Origin of the sequence: Streptomyces sp. NPDC127595 (assembly GCF_042671685.1) — a bacterium.
In the GTDB taxonomy this organism is placed as follows: domain Bacteria; phylum Actinomycetota; class Actinomycetes; order Streptomycetales; family Streptomycetaceae; genus Streptomyces.
Genome location: NZ_JBHXWK010000009.1, coordinates 355714 through 371664 on the forward strand (window position 1 = coordinate 355714; position 15951 = coordinate 371664).

Sequence of the window (15951 nt, forward strand, 5' to 3'; positions counted from 1 at the left end):
ACGACTAATAGTCATCACGACTATAAGTGAGGTGAGCGGGCTCACACAACCCTTCAAGTGGGCTGATTCGCGCGTTTGTTGACACGTCCGGAAGGCAAGAACGCCGCTCCGGCCGCAACGGCCCCTGGCGACACCCCACATCACGGGCTTCCCGAGGTCACGGGAGGCAGACGAGCCCCGGTCCGGAGAGGAATCGCGGCGGGCTCGGGCGCCGCCCCAGGAAGGCGAGCAGCCGGTCCTCGGGCCGGGACCAGGACGCCGGCACGCCCACCGGCTCGGCGAAGCGCCCACCCCGGTCCTCTTCCGCGACGAAGCACCGCGCCACGGGGAGCAGTTCGGTGGCGAGCGCCGGCGGAATCGGCCGCGACCGCCCGCACGCCTGGGCCACGTCCCATCCGTGTACGGCGATCTCGACGGCGCCGACGGCCGCCAGGAGCCCGAGATCCAGCGACCGGTCCCCCACGCCCGCCGAAGGCTCGGCCGACCGCACCTCGCCGGACATCACAGCCCAGGCGCCGAGCAGAGCGCACGCCCGCCGCCGGAAGGCACACACGGGATCGGCGGCCCACGGCGAGGGACTCAGGCCGACCCGCCCCGCGGCGACCCCTTCGTAGAGCGCGTCCACCGAGTCGTCGAGGTGCCCGAGCAACTCCCCCAGGTCCCACCGGGCACACGGCGTGGGCCGCCCCAGACTCCCCGGCGCCACGACGGCGACACTGCCCAGCGCGTACGCGAGCGAACGTTCCAGCAACTCCCCGGAGTTCATGTCGACCCACCCGCCCCAGAGGCCCTCAGAGGCTCCCCGGGCGCGTTTCCCGGCCCGCCGGGCCCGAAGGGCGGCGGACGGCGCACACGGCCCTCCAGGGCCGCCGGGCACGTACGCGTGGCGCTCGGCTGCAGGCAGCCCCACCCGGCGTACCCCTCGTACGGCCATGTCTCCCTCGTGGCGCCCATCGCGCGCCCCCTTCCCTCACCGGTACAGACCGCCGGCGAGCGGAAAACGCATCGGCCGGTCCCGGGGCAATCCCGGAACCGGCCGAAACGACGAGCGCCCCTGCGGGGACTCCTAGAGGTCGACCTCCTGCATGAGCATGCCGACCTCGGTGTTCGAGAGGCGGCGCAGCCAGCCGGACTTCTGGTCGCCGAGGGTGATCGGGCCGAAGGAGACGCGCACCAGCTTGTCGACCGGGAAGCCGGCCTCCGCGAGCATGCGGCGCACGATGTGCTTGCGCCCCTCGTGCAGGGTCACCTCGACCAGGTAGTTCTTGCCGGTCTGCTCGACGACACGGAAGTGGTCCGCCTTCGCGTACCCGTCCTCCAGCTGGATGCCGTTCTTGAGCTGCTTGCCCAGGTCGCGCGGGATCGGACCCACGATGTGCGCGAGGTAGACCTTCTTCACGCCGTACTTGGGGTGGGTCAGGCGGTGCGCCAGTTCACCGTGGTTGGTGAGCAGGATGACGCCCTCGGTCTCGGTGTCCAGCCGCCCGACGTGGAAGAGCCGCGTCTCGCGGTTCGTCACGTAGTCGCCGAGGCACTGACGGCCCTCGGTGTCCTCCATGGTCGAGACGACACCGGCGGGCTTGTTCAGCGAGAAGAACTGGTACGACTGCGTGGCCACGGTCAGCCCGTCGACCTTGATCTCGTCCTTCTCCGGGTCAACGCGCATGCCCTGCTCCAGGACGATCTCGCCGTTGACCTCGACCCGGGACTGCTCGACCAGCTCCTCGCAGGCACGCCGCGAGCCGTAGCCGGCGCGCGCGAGCACCTTCTGCAGGCGCTCGCCCTCCTCCTCGGCCCCGGGGTGGGTCTTGGGCGTCTTGATCTCCGGCTTGCCCGCGTACCGGTCGCGGTTGCGCTCCTCGGCCCGCGTCTCGAACTCGCGGGAACGCGCGGGCTCCGTACGGCCGCCGCGCTGCTGGCCCTGCCTGGGGCCGCCCTTGGCGCCGCCGCGGGCCGCGTTGCCGCGCCCTGACTTCGGTCCCTCGTGGGACGCGGCGGGGCCCACGTCGTAGCGGCGCTCCTCGGGACGGGGCTTGCCGGGGCGCTTCGGCTGCTCGTCGCGCCCTCCCGCGCTCCTCGGCTGGGAGCTGCTCCCACCGGTCCCGCGGGGGCTGCCGCTCCCACCGGTCCCGCGGGAGTTACCCGCGCCGGACCCGCGAGAGCTGCCGCCTCCGCTCGCCCCGCGGGAGCTGCCACCCCCGCTGGCTCCGCGAGAGCTGCCACCCCCACCGGTCCCGCGAGAGCTGCCGCCTCCGCCGGTCCCGCGGGAGTTACTGCTCCCACCGGTCCCGCGGGGGTTGCCGCGCCCGCTGTTCCTGCCACTACCGCTGCCACTGCTTCGCATCAAAGTTCCGTCGTCGTCGTGTCGTCTGCATCTGCATCCGGTGCGTCCGGATCGAACGACGGGACCCCTTCCAGCGTCTCTGCTTCGATCGCGTCCGCCTCTGGGAGGAAGGGCGCGAGCTCCGGGAGCTCGTCCAGGCCACGCAGGCCCATTCGCTCCAGGAAGTAGTTCGTCGTCCTGTACAGGATCGCACCTGTTTCGGGTTCCGTGCCCGCCTCCTCGACCAGACCCCGCTGCAGGAGGGTGCGCATCACGCCGTCGCAGTTCACTCCACGGACCGCGGAGACCCTGGATCGGCTGACCGGCTGGCGGTACGCGACGACCGCCAGGGTCTCCAGCGCCGCCTGGGTGAGCCGGGCCTGCTGCCCGTCCAGGACGAAGCGTTCGACGGCCATCGCGTACTCGGGCCGGGAGTAGAACCGCCAGCCCCCGGCGATGAGCCGCAGCTCAAAGCCTCGCCCCTGGATGGTGTACTCGTCTGCCAGCTCACGCAGCGCGGCCGCGATCCGCCGCTTCGGCCGCTCCAGGATCTTCGAGAGGTGCTCCACGGTCGCGGGTTCGTCCACGACCATGAGTACGGCCTCCAGGGCGGGCTTGAGATCGAGGTCGGCGACGGTGCGCGGCCCCGCCGGGATCTCGGTGGTGTCCTCGCTCACGCCTTCTTCTCCTCCTTGGGCACCTCGGGCGGCCGGTCGAACTCGTCCGTCACCCTCGGCTGCTCGTCACTGTCCCCGCCGGTCCAGTGCACGACCAGCTCCCCGAGGGCCTCGTCCTGGTCCAGCGACACGGCCTTCTCGCGGTACAGCTCCAGCAGGGCGAGGAAGCGGGCCACGACGGTCAGGGTGTCGTCGGTGTCGTCGACGAGGTCACGGAAACTGGCCGCCCCCAGCTCCTTCAGCCGCGCCACTATGATCCCCGCCTGCTCCTGCACGCTGACGAGCGGCGCGTGGATGTGGTCGACGTACACCTGCGGCTTGGGCCTGGCCTGCATCGCCTTCACGGCGAGCTTCGCGAACCCCTCCGCCCCGATGCTGATGACCACCTCGGGCAACAGCTCGGCGTGATGGTCCTCCAGCCCGACGGTACGGGGGTAGCGGCACGCCTCTTCGTCCAGGCGGGCCTGGAAGATGTCCGCGATGTGCTTGTACGCGCGGTACTGCAGGAGCCGGGCGAAGAGCAGGTCCCGGGCTTCCAGGAGCGCCAGGTCCGCCTCGTCCTCGACCTCGGCCGACGGCAGCAGCCGCGCCGCCTTGAGATCGAGCAGGGTGGCCGCGACGACGAGGAACTCGGTCGTCTGGTCGAGATCCCAGTCCGGCCCCATCGCCCTGATGTGCGCCATGAACTCGTCGGTGACCCGCGACAGCGCCACTTCGGTGACGTCCATCTTGTGCTTCGAGATCAGCTGAAGCAGCAGATCGAAGGGGCCCTCGAAGTTCGCGAGCCGCACCTTGAAAACACCGTCGTCGGGCTCGGCGTCGGCCTCGGGCTCGGATTCGACGGGGACAGCAAGTTCGACGGGAGCCTCAGGCTCGGCGGGCACTACGGGAGCTGCGGGATCCTCGGGTACCGCGGCCTCTACGGGAGCCTCGGGCTCGACCTCCGCCGCAGACTCCACCGGCTCCTCGCCCGGTGGTGGAACCGCCCCGGGCCCCCGCCCCAGAACACGCCGACGACCGGCGCCGAGGCCGGAGGCGGGAACGGAAGCGTCATACGAGGGCATAGCGCTCGCAGGCTACCTCCTAGCGCCCACGAAGCCGTCGTACGAGAATGCTCGCGTCCCCACGGGATTCGAGATCGGCGAGCACGACGGCGACCGCCTCGCGGACGATCCGCCCGCGGTCGACGGCGAGACCGTGCTCACCGCGGAGCACAAGGCGGGCGTGCTCGAGGTCGATGAGCTCCTCGGCCGACACGTACACGGTGATCTTTTCGTCGTGCCGCTCACGCCCGCTGGGCCGGCGCCCCTGCCCCTGGCCCCGGCGCTTGCGGGACTGCCCGGCGGCAGAACCTTCCTGCGCCGCCTGACCTGCTCCGGAGCGCTCCTGAGCGGCACCCCGGCTGCGGGAGCCCCCCGCGCCGGAGTCGGCGGCGACGTGTTCGTCGCCCTCGCCGTCGCCGCCCTGGACGGGCACCGACTGTGGCGCGTCCTCCCCGGCAGCCGCCGAGTCGCTCTCACCCGCGGGACCCGGTACCCGGGCCTCGCCGTTGGTCCGGCGTGAGGGCGTGGAGGACTGGAGCGCCATTCCCCCGGTGGTACGGAACAGTTCGTCGGCCCCCGGCAGACTCACTCGGCGTGACACCGGGCGAGCACCTCCCTGGCGAGCTGACGATAAGCGGCGGCACCGACGGAGTTGGAGGCGTACGTGGTGATCGGCTCGCCGGCGACGGTGGTCTCCGGGAAGCGCACCGTGCGCCCGATGACCGTGTGGTAGACGTGATCGTCGAACGCCTCGACCACGCGCGCGAGCACCTCACGGCTGTGCACCGTGCGGGAGTCGTACATCGTGGCGAGGATGCCGTCGAGCTCCAGCTCGGGGTTGAGCCGCTCCTGGACCTTCTCGATGGTCTCAGTGAGCAGCGCGACACCGCGCAGTGCGAAGAACTCGCACTCCAGGGGCACGATCACCTTGTGGGCCGCCGTCAGGGCGTTGACCGTGAGCAGTCCGAGCGAGGGCTGGCAGTCGATCACGATGTAGTCGTAGTCGGCCATCAGCGGCTTCAGGGCGCGCTGGAGCGTGGACTCCCGCGCGACCTCGCTCACCAGCTGCACCTCGGCGGCGGACAGGTCGATGTTGCTGGGCAGCAGGTCCATGTTCGGGACCGCGGTCTTCAGGAGCACCTCGTCGGCCGCCATGCCCCGCTCCATGAGCAGGTTGTAGACCGTGAGGTCGAGCTCCATCGGGTTGACACCGAGGCCGACCGAGAGAGCGCCCTGCGGGTCGAAGTCGACGAGCAGGACCCGGCGTCCGTACTCCGCGAGTGCGGCACCCAGGTTGATGGTCGACGTGGTCTTGCCCACGCCGCCCTTCTGGTTGCACATCGCGATGATCGTCGCGGGTCCGTGGTCGGTCAGCGGGCCCGGGATCGGGAAGTACGGCAGCGGACGTCCGGTCGGACCCACGCGCTCACGGCGCTGACGGGCCGCGTCGGGCGCGAGCGTGGCCGCGTACTCGGGATCCGGCTCGTACTCGGCGTCGGGGTCGTAGAAGTGCCCCTCGGGCAGTTCGTCGTAGTCGGCGAAGTGGGTGCGGTTCTCGCCACTTCCGTTGCCGGCCATGGCGTTCACGTGATGGCCATCCATGCTCGGGTGTGCTGTCTGAGTCATCCGGGGACTCTTCTGGGCTGCGAAGGTGCGGACAGCGACGGAGCCGACAGCCTCGAGCCCCGTGGGGCCCTGGCCCCGCGTCGGCATTCCTGGTTGACCACCCCCGGGAGTAAATGTCGACTCATTCACAAGTCGTCTTACCTCCTTGGTGACCAGGAAACTTCTCGATAGGTCAGCGTGGCACCATGCCGACGGTTGGCGACTCTATGGCGTGTCACCGGTCCGCAGCAACACAATCCGCCGGACCCGACCTGATGTGTCGGCAACCGAACACCCCTCTGTCAAGGGCGTAAGGCCGTCGCACGGCAGGTTTCACCGGTGTACGAATCGGCTAAAGAGTTACCTTCGTGGCGAGTTGAACGAGTGTCACAAAGTGACTCGACACACACCCGGCCGGACCTTCTCGGGCAAGGTCCGGCCGGTTGTGCGGTGTTGACGACCCATGTTGACGTATCGCCTTTTTACCCGTTGATGACTTAGCCGAGCAAGGACTCCAGCTCGATGTGCTCGAGGCCGTGCGCCTCGGCGACCTCGCGGTAAACCACCTTGCCGTCATGGGTGTTGAGCCCCTTGGCGAGTGCCGCGTCACGGCGCAGCGCCTCGACCCAGCCGCGGTTCGCGAGCTCCACGATGTACGGAAGCGTGGCGTTGGTGAGCGCGTAGGTCGACGTGTTCGGCACGGCGCCGGGCATGTTGGCCACGCAGTAGAAGACCGAGTTGTGGACCGGGAAGGTCGGCTCGGCGTGGGTGGTCGGACGCGAGTCCTCGAAGCAGCCACCCTGGTCGATCGCAATGTCGACAAGAACACTTCCCGGCTTCATCCGCGAAACAAGTTCGTTGGTGACGAGCTTGGGCGCCTTGGCACCCGGGATGAGCACGGCACCGATGACGAGGTCGGCGTCCAGGACGGCCTTCTCCAGCTCGAACGAGTTGGACATGATCGCCCGGACCTTGGTGCCGAAGACCTTGTCCGCCTCGCGCAGCTTGTTGATGTCGCGGTCGAGCAGCGTGACGTGGAAGCCCATGCCGACGGCGATCTGTGTGGCGTTCCAGCCGGAGACACCGCCGCCGATGACGACGGCCCGCGCGGGCTGCGTACCGGGGACGCCACCGGGGAGCACACCGCGACCGCCGACCGAGCGCATCAGGTGGTAGGCGCCGACCTGCGGGGCCAGCCGGCCCGCGACCTCCGACATCGGGGCGAGCAGCGGCAGGGCGCGACCGGGCAGCTCGACGGTCTCGTAGGCGATCGCCGTGGTACCGGACTCGACGAGCGCGTCCGTGCACGCCTTGGAAGCGGCCAGGTGCAGGTACGTGAAGAGCGTCTGGTCCTTGCGGAGGCGGTGGTACTCCTCCGCGATGGGCTCCTTGACCTTGAGCAGCAGGTCGGCGGTGGCCCAGACCTCGTCGGCGGTGGCGAGGATCCGCGCACCGGCGGCGACGAACTCGTCGTCCGTGATCGAGGAGCCGAGACCGGCGTTCTGCTCGATGACGACCTGGTGGCCGTGGCGCACCAGCTCGTGCACGCCGGCGGGGGTGATGGCCACCCGGAACTCGTTGTTCTTGACCTCGCGGGGGATGCCGACCAACACGTCGATCACGGTCCTTGGCTCAGAGGGTTCTTGGGCTGTGCATGCCGAGGCGATACGAGCCCGGGCATTGCATGTCATACCCGACGCATGGGAGCACACCGGGAGACACCACGAAAGAACGCGGCGGAGCCAGTCTAATGAAGGGATTCCCTCTGTCTAGCCTTTCAATACATCAATCTTCTTCGGATGTACTACGGATTTCGCAGGCGTTAGCGTCTTGTTCCTTCGTTGATGCGCTCTCCGGGAGCTCATCACCCAGCATTCGCTCGGCCGCACCCCGGTGCAGCCGAGCCGCCGCCGGGTCGCCGAGCCGGTCCAGGGTGTCGGCCAGCCGGAGCTGCAGCGCGGCCTGCAGCCGTACGTCGTCCGCGCGGCGCGCCCACTCGGACGCCTCCTGGCAGGTGCGCAGCGACTCCTCGGGCCGCCCGGCGTACTCCTGGACCCGTGCCAGCTCGCTCAACGCCCTTGCCTGGGCGGCCACATCGCCGTTCTTGCGGTGTCCGGTGACCGCTGCCCGCCAGTTGCGCAGCGCCTCGCCGTAACGGCCCGCGTAGGTGTGCGCGGTGGCGATACGGCCGTACAGCCGGGCGGCGTCCACGCGCTCGTCGCGCGCGAGCCGCTCGGCGAGCGCCCGCCCGTACCAGTCGGCGGCCCGGTCGTAGTCCCCGAGCTCCTGGTGGGCGCCGCCTACGGATTCCATCGCGCGGCCGGTCGCATACAGGTCGTTCGCCTCGCGTCCGGCGTCGAGCGCGGCCCGGTAGCGGGCCAGCGCCTCGGGCGTACGGCCGGTCTGGGCGTCCAGATCCGCGAGGTTCAGCAGGGCCGCGGCCATCTCGCGGGGCAGTTTCCGGCGCTCGGCGACATCCAGGACGAGCCGGTGGATGCCGTACAGCTCGGGCGCGGCGGCCTGCGTACCGATGTGCGCGACCATCGCCCGTACCAGCGCGGCCATGAGGCGGCGGGCCAGCGTGTCCAGCTCGCCGTCGGCGACCGCCAGCCGGGCCGAGGCGAGCAGCGCGGGCTGCCGGATGCGCAGCCAGTCGGCGGCGGCCCGGGGGTTCGGGAAGCGCAGGGCGCGGGGCATCCCGGCGAGCTTCTCGCGGGCGGGCGAGCTGTCGGTCTCGGTGATGGCGCGGCAGGACACGAGCAGCCGTACGGTCCGCTCCAGCATCCGGGCGCGGGCCAGCTGGAGCTCGGCGGGGCGGTCATGGGCCTCGGTGAGGGCGCTCAGGAGGGGCTGCAGGCAGCCGGGCACCTCGTACTGCGGCAGCGGCGACCGTACGGACCGCAGGAGGCCGAGGCGGGTGAAGTCGTCCAGGGTGGTGCGGGCGGCGTTCACCGAGCAGCCGGCGAGCGCGGACGCGGTGTGCGGGTCGACCAGACCGGCAGGGGCGAGCGAGAGCAGTCGCAGTATCCGCGCGGCGGCGCTGGGCAGCGAGGCGTAGGTGAGCCGGAACATGCGGGACAGCGGCGAGCCCTCCTCGCCCTCGGCGCGCAGGTGCTTGGCGAGGTCGGCGACGGCCGACTGGGGGCGGGCCGCGAGCCAGCCGCCGGCGAGCACCAGGGCGGCGGGCTGGCCGGCGCACAGCTCGACCAGGTTCTCGGCGGAGAACGGGTCGACGGTGATGCGCACGGCGCCGGTGAAGCGGCCGAGCAGTTCGAGTGCGGACGTGGTGTCCAGGCCGCCCAGGGTGCAGGGGCGGACGTCCGCGATGCCGGTCAGCGGCCCGCCGGACACGGCGACGACCAGGCAGTCCGGCGTGTCCGGCAGCAGCGCGTCGACCTGTGCGGCGTCGGCCGCGTCGTCGAGCACGAGCAGGACGCGGCGGACGGCGAGTGCCTCGCGCAGCGCCTCGGCGAGGTCGTCGGCGTCCGCGCCTGGCGGCGTGGGCCGCTCCAGGGCGGTGAGCAGCTCCCGTGCGGTGCGCTCGGTGGGCACCGGAGTGCCGTCGGGTTCGGTGAGCCTGGCGCGCAGCACGCCGTCGGGGTAACTCTCGGCGACCTGCTCCGCGAGTTCCTCGGCGAGCGCGGTGCGGCCCGAGCCGGGCTTGCCCGCGATGAGCAGCACGCGCGCGCGTGGCGCCTTGCGGCCCGAGAGGGTGTCGAGTCCCGCACGCTCGATGTCGGCCCGGAGTTCCTTCAACTCTCTTGTACGACCGAGGAACTGACTCTCCGTGGGAGCGGACTCGGCAGCCGGGCACTGCCCCTCTGCCGACACCTTCGCGCCGTCGTTGTCCACCGCCTGATCCGTCACGGGCCACGCTCCCGTCCCACTGCGCGCGCAAACCCGCCGGGACTCCGGACGGGGCGTTTTCAGAGCCTAGTTCACGCTCTGCGACGATCCGTGCGGAGCGCGGCGGGTACATCCCCCGATCGGATCAGGCGATCGTAGGACTGTCTGCGTCAGACGGGTGTCAGGCGGACGTCATGACGCCGGACGGGCGGGCGTAGGGACCCCGGAGAAGATGACCTCAGACCTCGAAGGGGCGCGCCGGCCACGGCGCCTCCGCCGGGCGCAGTGCGTCGAGGCCGTCGCCGTGCTGCGCGGCGACCAGCGAAAGCACGCCGGTGGCGAGGCAGTTGTTGTGCAGTTCTCCGGCGAGCACGCCTCGTACGAGCTCCTGGACGGGGATCCGGGCCAGCTCCATGTCGGCCTCCTCGTCCTCGACCTCGAAGCGGTCTCCCTCGGCCTCGGAGAGGTCCCGGGCCAGGAAGATGCGGACGGCCTCGTCGCAGCCGCCGGGCGTGGGGTAGAGGTCGGTGAGGACGCGCCAGTTCTCGGCCTTGATGTGCGCTTCTTCGTAGAGCTCGCGCTGGGCGGCGTGCAGGGGGTTCTCGCCGGGGATGTCGAGCAGTCCGGCCGGGATCTCCCAGAGCTTGTGGCGAACGGGGTGGCGGTACTGGCGCAGCACCAGGACCCGGCCCTGGTCGTCGAGGGCGAGGATCGCCACGGAGCCGGGATGGACCTGGTAGTCGCGGCGGGCGACCGATCCGTCGGGCATGACCACGTCGTCCGTACGGACCGAGGTCTTGTTGCCGACGAAGGGGATCTCGCTCGCCCTGATCTCCCACTCCTCGGCGGTGTCCTTGATGGTCATGCCCTGTCCTCCCACACGTGCAAAAAGAGACCGGCCCCGCACAGGAACCGTTACCGGTACCCGCAACGGAAAACGGGGTGCACCCCTCGAAAGGCACACACCCCGGCCACCGTACAACCCTTGTGTTACTTGGCTGTCTTGCCTGTCTTGCGTCCCACCGCGGCCTTGATCAGGCCCGCGAAGAGCGGGTGCGGGCGGGTCGGGCGGGAGCGCAGCTCGGGGTGCGCCTGGGTCGCGACCAGGTACGGGTGGATGTCGCGCGGGTACTCGACGTACTCGACGAGCTTGCCGTCCGGCGAGGTTCCGGAGAACTGCAGACCGGCCTTCTTCTCCAGCTCGGCGCGGTAGGCGTTGTTCACCTCGTAGCGGTGCCGGTGGCGCTCCTCGACGTACTCCTTGCCGTCGTACACCTCGCGCGCGATGGAGCCCTCGGCGAGCTTGGCCGGGTACATGCCCAGCCGCATGGTGCCGCCCATGTCGCCGTCGCCCGCCACGATGTCGAGCTGCTCGGCCATCGTGGAGATGACCGGGTGGGCGGTGCCTGAGTCGAACTCGGTGGAGTTGGCGTCGGCGATGTCGGCCAGGTTGCGCGCGGCCTCGATCACGATGCACTGCAGGCCGAGACAGAGGCCGAGCAGCGGGATCTTGTTCTCACGGGCGTACTGGATGGCGCCGACCTTGCCGGACACACCGCGGTCGCCGAAGCCGCCGGGGATACAGATCGCGTCGACGTCGCCGAGCTGCTTGGCCGCGCCCGCCGGGGTCTTGCAGTCGTCCGAGGTGACCCACTTGATCGACACACGGGCCTTGTTCGCGAAACCGCCGGCGCGCAGCGCCTCGGTGACCGAGAGGTAGGCGTCGGGCAGGTCGATGTACTTGCCGACCAGCGCCAGCTTGATCTCGTGGAGCGGGCTGTGGACACGGTCCAGCAGGTCGTCCCAGGCCGTCCAGTCCACGTCACGGAAGGCCAGGTCCAGCTTGCGGACGACGTACGCGTCCAGGCCCTCGGTGTGCAGGACCTTCGGGATGTCGTAGATCGACTTGGCGTCGATGCACGCGACCACGGCCGCCTCGTCGACATCGCACATCAGCGAGATCTTGCGCTTGATGGCGGTGGGCACCTCGCGGTCCGCGCGGAGCACGATCGCGTCCGGCTGGATACCGATGTTGCGCAGCGCCGCAACCGAGTGCTGGGTCGGCTTCGTCTTCAGCTCCCCGGAGGGGCCGATGTACGGGAGGAGCGAGATGTGGACGACGAACACATTGTCGCGGCCGACCTCGTGACGGACCTGACGGACCGTCTCCAGGAAGGGCAGCGACTCGATGTCGCCGACCGTGCCGCCGACCTCCGTGATGACCACGTCGACGTCGTCGGTGGCCATGCGGCGGATGCGGTGCTTGATCTCGTTGGTGATGTGCGGGATGACCTGCACGGTGTCGCCCAGGTACTCGCCGCGCCGCTCCTTGGCGATGACGGTCGAGTACACCTGGCCGGTGGTGACGTTGGCCGAGCCGTCCAGGTCCACGTCGAGGAAGCGCTCGTAGTGGCCGATGTCCAGGTCGGTCTCGGCGCCGTCGTTGGTGACGAACACCTCACCGTGCTGGAACGGGTTCATGGTGCCCGGGTCGACGTTCAGGTACGGGTCGAGCTTCTGCATCGTGACCCGCAGTCCCCGCGCCTTGAGCAACATACCCAGACTGGAGGCCGTGAGGCCCTTGCCGAGGGAGGAGGCGACACCCCCGGTGACGAAGATGTGCTTTGTCGTCGTGGCTGCGTTGTTTCGAAAAGCAGCGGGCGTCATGGCCAAAACGGGGCTCCCGTGGTCGCGGTCTGGGGTGCGTACCGGCGTGGTGTCCGAAGATCTCCGGAGGTGCCGTCGCTGCGGTTCGGGGGTTTTTCTCCCACCGGTCCACGGGCTACCAGGGTATCAGCGACGCGGAGAGGCCGCTTCCGGCCACGCTCCGCACACACGTCGCCACGCGCCCCACACGTCACTCACTCGATCGGCCGAGCCGGGTTACCTGGAGCGGCACGCGGATCTTCCAGGTGCGTCGTATCCTGCTCGGACACTCGCTGCCGAGCCCGGCCGACACACGGCGCCATCCCCGTCCGTATCCCGGAACACGTGAGCTCGTCAGTTCGTTTCGCAACGACAATCGCACCGACTAATTGACGTTTCGTAGCGACGCATTACCAACGTTCCCTTGACCGCAAAGAGCGACCGCCCCGCAGGGGGCGAGGTAGCCGTTCGACTGGAGTTGCACGTGGCCGGGCGCATCGAGGACTACGCACTCATCGGAGACATGCAGACAGCCGCGCTGGTCTGCAGGGACGGCACAGTCGACTGGCTGTGCCTGCCCCGCTTCGACTCCCACGCCGTCTTCGCAGGACTGCTCGGCACGGAGGAACACGGATTCTGGCGGCTCGGCCCGGCGCACGCGGCCGACGCCCCGCCGCCGACAGCGGCGCGGCGCACCTACCGCGGCGACTCGCTGATCCTGGAATCCGAGTGGGACACCCCACGCGGCACGGTCCGAGTGACCGATTTCATGCCCCCTCGCGACGGCGCGCCGCAGCTGATCCGGATCGTGGAGGGCGTCACGGGCCGGGTCCCGATGCGCTCCGCGCTGCGGATGCGTTTCAGCTACGGCCGTGTCGTGCCCTGGGTGCACAAGCACGAGGGACGGACGGTCGCCGTCGCCGGTCCCGACTCGGTGTGGTTCGACACCGCCTGCGAGACCTACGGCAAGGCGCTGACGACGTACGCCGACTTCACGGTGGCGCCCGGTGACCGGATCGCGTTCACCATCTCGTGGGAGCCCTCGCACAAGGCGCCGCCGGCGCTGCCCGAGCCGGAGCAGTCGCTGGAGGCCACCGAGGAGTTCTGGCGCGACTGGGTCGACCAGTGCACGTACCACGGCCCCTACCGCGAGGCCGTCGTCCGTTCCCTGATCACGCTCAAGGCCCTGACGTACGCGCCCACGGGCGGCATCGTCGCCGCGCCCACGACCTCGCTCCCGGAGGAGATCGGCGGCGTACGCAACTGGGACTACCGCTATACCTGGCTGCGTGATGCGGCCATCACGCTGTCCTCACTGCTGCGCACCGGCTACCGCGAAGAGGCCCGCGCCTGGCGCGAATGGCTGCTGCGCGCGGTCGCCGGCGACCCCGAGAACCTGCAGATCATGTACGGCATCGCGGGCGAACGGGAGTTGGGCGAGGCGGAGCTCGACTGGCTGCCCGGATACGAGGGTTCGACCCCCGTACGCGTCGGGAACGGCGCCGCCCACCAGCTCCAGCTCGACGTCTACGGCGAGGTCACCGAAGCCCTGCACCTCGCCCACATGACGGGCCTGTCCCGCAACGACTATGCCTCGCTCCTCCAGCTCAAGCTGATCCGCTACCTGGAGGACCACTGGGACCAGCCGGACGAGGGCATCTGGGAAGTCCGCGGCCCGCGCCGCCACTTCGTGCACTCCAAGGTGATGGCCTGGGTCGCGGTCGACCGCACGATCAAGCTCATCGAGTCCGGTGACGCGGACGGCCCGCTGGAGAAGTGGCGCGAACTGCGCGACGACATCCACCGGGACGTGTGCGAGAAGGGCTACGACAAGGAGCGCAACACGTTCACGCAGTCGTACGGCTCCAAGGAACTGGACGCCTCGCTGCTCCTCATCCCGCAGATGGGCTTCCTGCCGCCGGACGACAAGCGTGTGATCGGCACCATCGAGGCCATCCAGCGCGAGCTGTCGACCTCGGACGGTTTCATCCTGCGCTACCCGACCAGCGGCGAGGACGCGGGCGTGGACGGTCTGGAGGGCGACGAAGGTGCCTTCCTCGCCTGCTCGTTCTGGATGGCGGACGACCTCGCGATGATCGGGCGGGTCGACGAGGCCCGCAAGCTCTTCGAGCGGCTCCTCGCCCTCCGCAACGACCTGGGCCTCCTCGCCGAGGAGTGGGACCCGAGGCTCAAGCGCCAGGTCGGCAACTTCCCGCAGGCGTTCAGTCACGTTCCGCTCATCGACACGGCCCTACGGCTGACCGCTTCGGGCGCGTACGGCGGCTGACCGGCCAACTCTCCTGAACGCGCTGGATCCGTCGTGCCCGCCTAGGCTGAGAAGCAGTCCTGTTTCCCCTGTTGAAAGGGGCGGCTGCCATGGCTCCCCTCTCCAAGGCGGGCGCGGCTCTGGCCGCGCTCCGCGCGGATCTGGCCGGTGAGGTGCTCGCGCCGGACGACCCGGGTTACGACGAGGCCCGGTCGGTGCATAACGGGATGATCGACCGGCGTCCGGCGGTGATCGCGCAGTGCGCGAACGAAGCCGATGTCGTCCGTTCCGTGCGGTTCGGCCGCGAACTGGACCTGCCGATCGCGGTGCGCGGCGGTGGTCACAGCGTGTCCGGCATGGCTCTGAACGACGGTGGTCTGGTCGTCGACCTGCGCCCGATGCACGACGTGACGGTCCATCCCGGTTCGCAGTCGGTACGGATCCAGGGCGGCGCCCTCATGAGCCATCTCGACCGCGCCACCCAGCCCTACGGCCTTGCGACCACCGGCGGCCGGGTCTCGACGACCGGCGTCGGCGGCTTCGTGCTGGGCGGCGGCAGCGGCTGGCTGGACCGGCGGTTCGGCCTGGCCATCGACAATCTGCTCGGCGCCGAGCTGGTGACCGCGGACGGCAGTACGGTCCGGGCCACCGCCGAGGAGAACCCTGAGCTGTTCTGGGCCCTGCACGGCGGCGGCGGGAACTTCGGTGTCGCCACCGCGCTGACCCTGAGACTGCACGAGCTGCCCGAGTTCTCCGTCGCCATGCTGTTCTACCTGCCGGAGAACGGCCCCGAGGTGGTCCGCCTCTATCGCGAGATCATCACGACGGGACCGCCGGAGGCGAGCGGCGGCGTCATCTACATGACCGGCCCGCCCGAGGAGTTCCTCCCCGAGCATCTGGTCGGCAAGCGACTGTGCGGCGCGCTCCTGACGTACGCGGGCGGCGAGGAGGGCCTGCGCAAACTCGCCCAGCCGCTCCTCGCCCTGCCGCACGAGGCCGAGATCGTCACCGCCGTCCCCTACGCCGACTTCCAGTGCATGCTCGACGACCCGCCCGGCATGCGGAACCACTGGTCCGCCGAGTACCTGACGGGCCTGCCCGACGAACTCGTGGACGTCTTCTGCGCCCTCGGGAACACCATGCCGGTGCCCACGGGCACCCAGCACGTCCTGTTCCCCCAGGGCGGCGCGATCGCCACAGGCCCTTCCGAGTTCCCGGTGCCCTACCGGGACGCCCCGTGGGCCGTGCACCCCTTCGGCATGTGGGAGGACCCGGCCGACGACGAGAACTGCGTCCGCTGGGTCAAGAGCGTCCGCGCCGCGGTCCAGCCATGGAGCACCGGAGCGGTCTATCTCAACTTCATCGGCGACGAGGGCGGGGACCGGGTGGTGGCCGGCCTCGGCGCCGAGAACACCCGCCGGCTGGCCGCGGTGAAGGCGGAGTACGACCCCGACAACGTCTTCCGCTTCAACCACAACATCGCGCCGGTGCCCGGCTGAGCGCTCCTCGAAGGCGACGCGCGTCAGGGGCCGGAGATGTTCCGGA

The 15951-nt window shown here is 70.0% G+C and carries 12 protein-coding genes; 2 read left to right on the top strand and 10 right to left on the bottom strand.

Going from position 1 to position 15951, the window contains the following annotated elements; all coding sequences use genetic code 11:
* Positions 1–157 precede the first annotated feature (157 nt).
* The 10 genes from ACFVKT_RS28370 to ACFVKT_RS28415 form a co-directional block, all read right to left on the bottom strand.
* Positions 158–766 carry a TIGR03086 family metal-binding protein gene (locus ACFVKT_RS28370; RefSeq protein WP_385736509.1) on the bottom strand — a complete coding sequence of 203 codons (609 nt, stop codon included), beginning with the start codon at positions 764–766 and terminating at the stop codon, positions 158–160.
* A 300-nt stretch (positions 767–1066) separates the two neighbouring features.
* On the bottom strand, positions 1067–2344 hold the full coding sequence (locus tag ACFVKT_RS28375; RefSeq protein WP_385736512.1) for a pseudouridine synthase: 1278 nt from the start codon (positions 2342–2344) through the stop codon (positions 1067–1069).
* The gene (gene scpB, locus ACFVKT_RS28380) at positions 2344–3000 is read right to left on the bottom strand and encodes an SMC-Scp complex subunit ScpB (RefSeq protein ID WP_329548462.1); all 657 of its coding nucleotides are present in this window, start codon (positions 2998–3000) and stop codon (positions 2344–2346) included. Before scpB ends, ACFVKT_RS28375 begins: the two co-directional genes overlap by 1 nt.
* A complete protein-coding gene (locus ACFVKT_RS28385; protein WP_385736516.1) occupies positions 2997–4064 on the bottom strand; it encodes a segregation/condensation protein A in 1068 nt (355 codons plus the stop codon). The genes scpB and ACFVKT_RS28385 overlap by 4 nt, the downstream gene beginning before the upstream one ends.
* Before the next feature lie 19 nt (positions 4065–4083).
* Positions 4084–4644, bottom strand: coding sequence for a hypothetical protein (locus tag ACFVKT_RS28390; protein ID WP_385736519.1), 561 nt, complete (start codon positions 4642–4644; stop codon positions 4084–4086).
* Positions 4629–5756 (bottom strand): ParA family protein, encoded by a 1128-nt coding sequence (locus ACFVKT_RS28395; protein ID WP_383682862.1) that lies wholly within the window; start codon positions 5754–5756, stop codon positions 4629–4631. The genes ACFVKT_RS28390 and ACFVKT_RS28395 overlap by 16 nt, the downstream gene beginning before the upstream one ends.
* A gap of 389 nt (positions 5757–6145) precedes the next feature.
* Positions 6146–7261: an alanine dehydrogenase gene (gene ald, locus ACFVKT_RS28400; RefSeq protein WP_385736620.1), complete on the bottom strand. Its 1116-nt coding sequence runs from the start codon at positions 7259–7261 to the stop codon at positions 6146–6148.
* 172 nt (positions 7262–7433) lie between these two features.
* Positions 7434–9515, bottom strand: coding sequence for a tetratricopeptide repeat protein (locus ACFVKT_RS28405; protein WP_385736522.1), 2082 nt, complete (start codon positions 9513–9515; stop codon positions 7434–7436).
* A gap of 217 nt (positions 9516–9732) precedes the next feature.
* Complete coding sequence (locus ACFVKT_RS28410) at positions 9733–10359, bottom strand: NUDIX domain-containing protein (protein ID WP_385736525.1); 627 nt, start codon at positions 10357–10359, stop codon at positions 9733–9735.
* A gap of 125 nt (positions 10360–10484) precedes the next feature.
* Positions 10485–12161, bottom strand: a complete 1677-nt coding sequence (locus ACFVKT_RS28415; protein ID WP_385736528.1) for a CTP synthase — start codon at positions 12159–12161, stop codon at positions 10485–10487.
* A gap of 463 nt (positions 12162–12624) precedes the next feature.
* Here ACFVKT_RS28415 and ACFVKT_RS28420 point away from each other — a divergent pair, with 463 nt between their 5' ends.
* Together ACFVKT_RS28420 and ACFVKT_RS28425 are read left to right on the top strand one after the other, a co-directional pair.
* A complete protein-coding gene (locus ACFVKT_RS28420; protein WP_385736623.1) occupies positions 12625–14427 on the top strand; it encodes a glycoside hydrolase family 15 protein in 1803 nt (600 codons plus the stop codon).
* 89 nt (positions 14428–14516) lie between these two features.
* Positions 14517–15905, top strand: coding sequence for an FAD-binding oxidoreductase (locus ACFVKT_RS28425; protein WP_385736531.1), 1389 nt, complete (start codon positions 14517–14519; stop codon positions 15903–15905).
* The last annotated feature ends 46 nt before the right edge of the window (positions 15906–15951 follow it).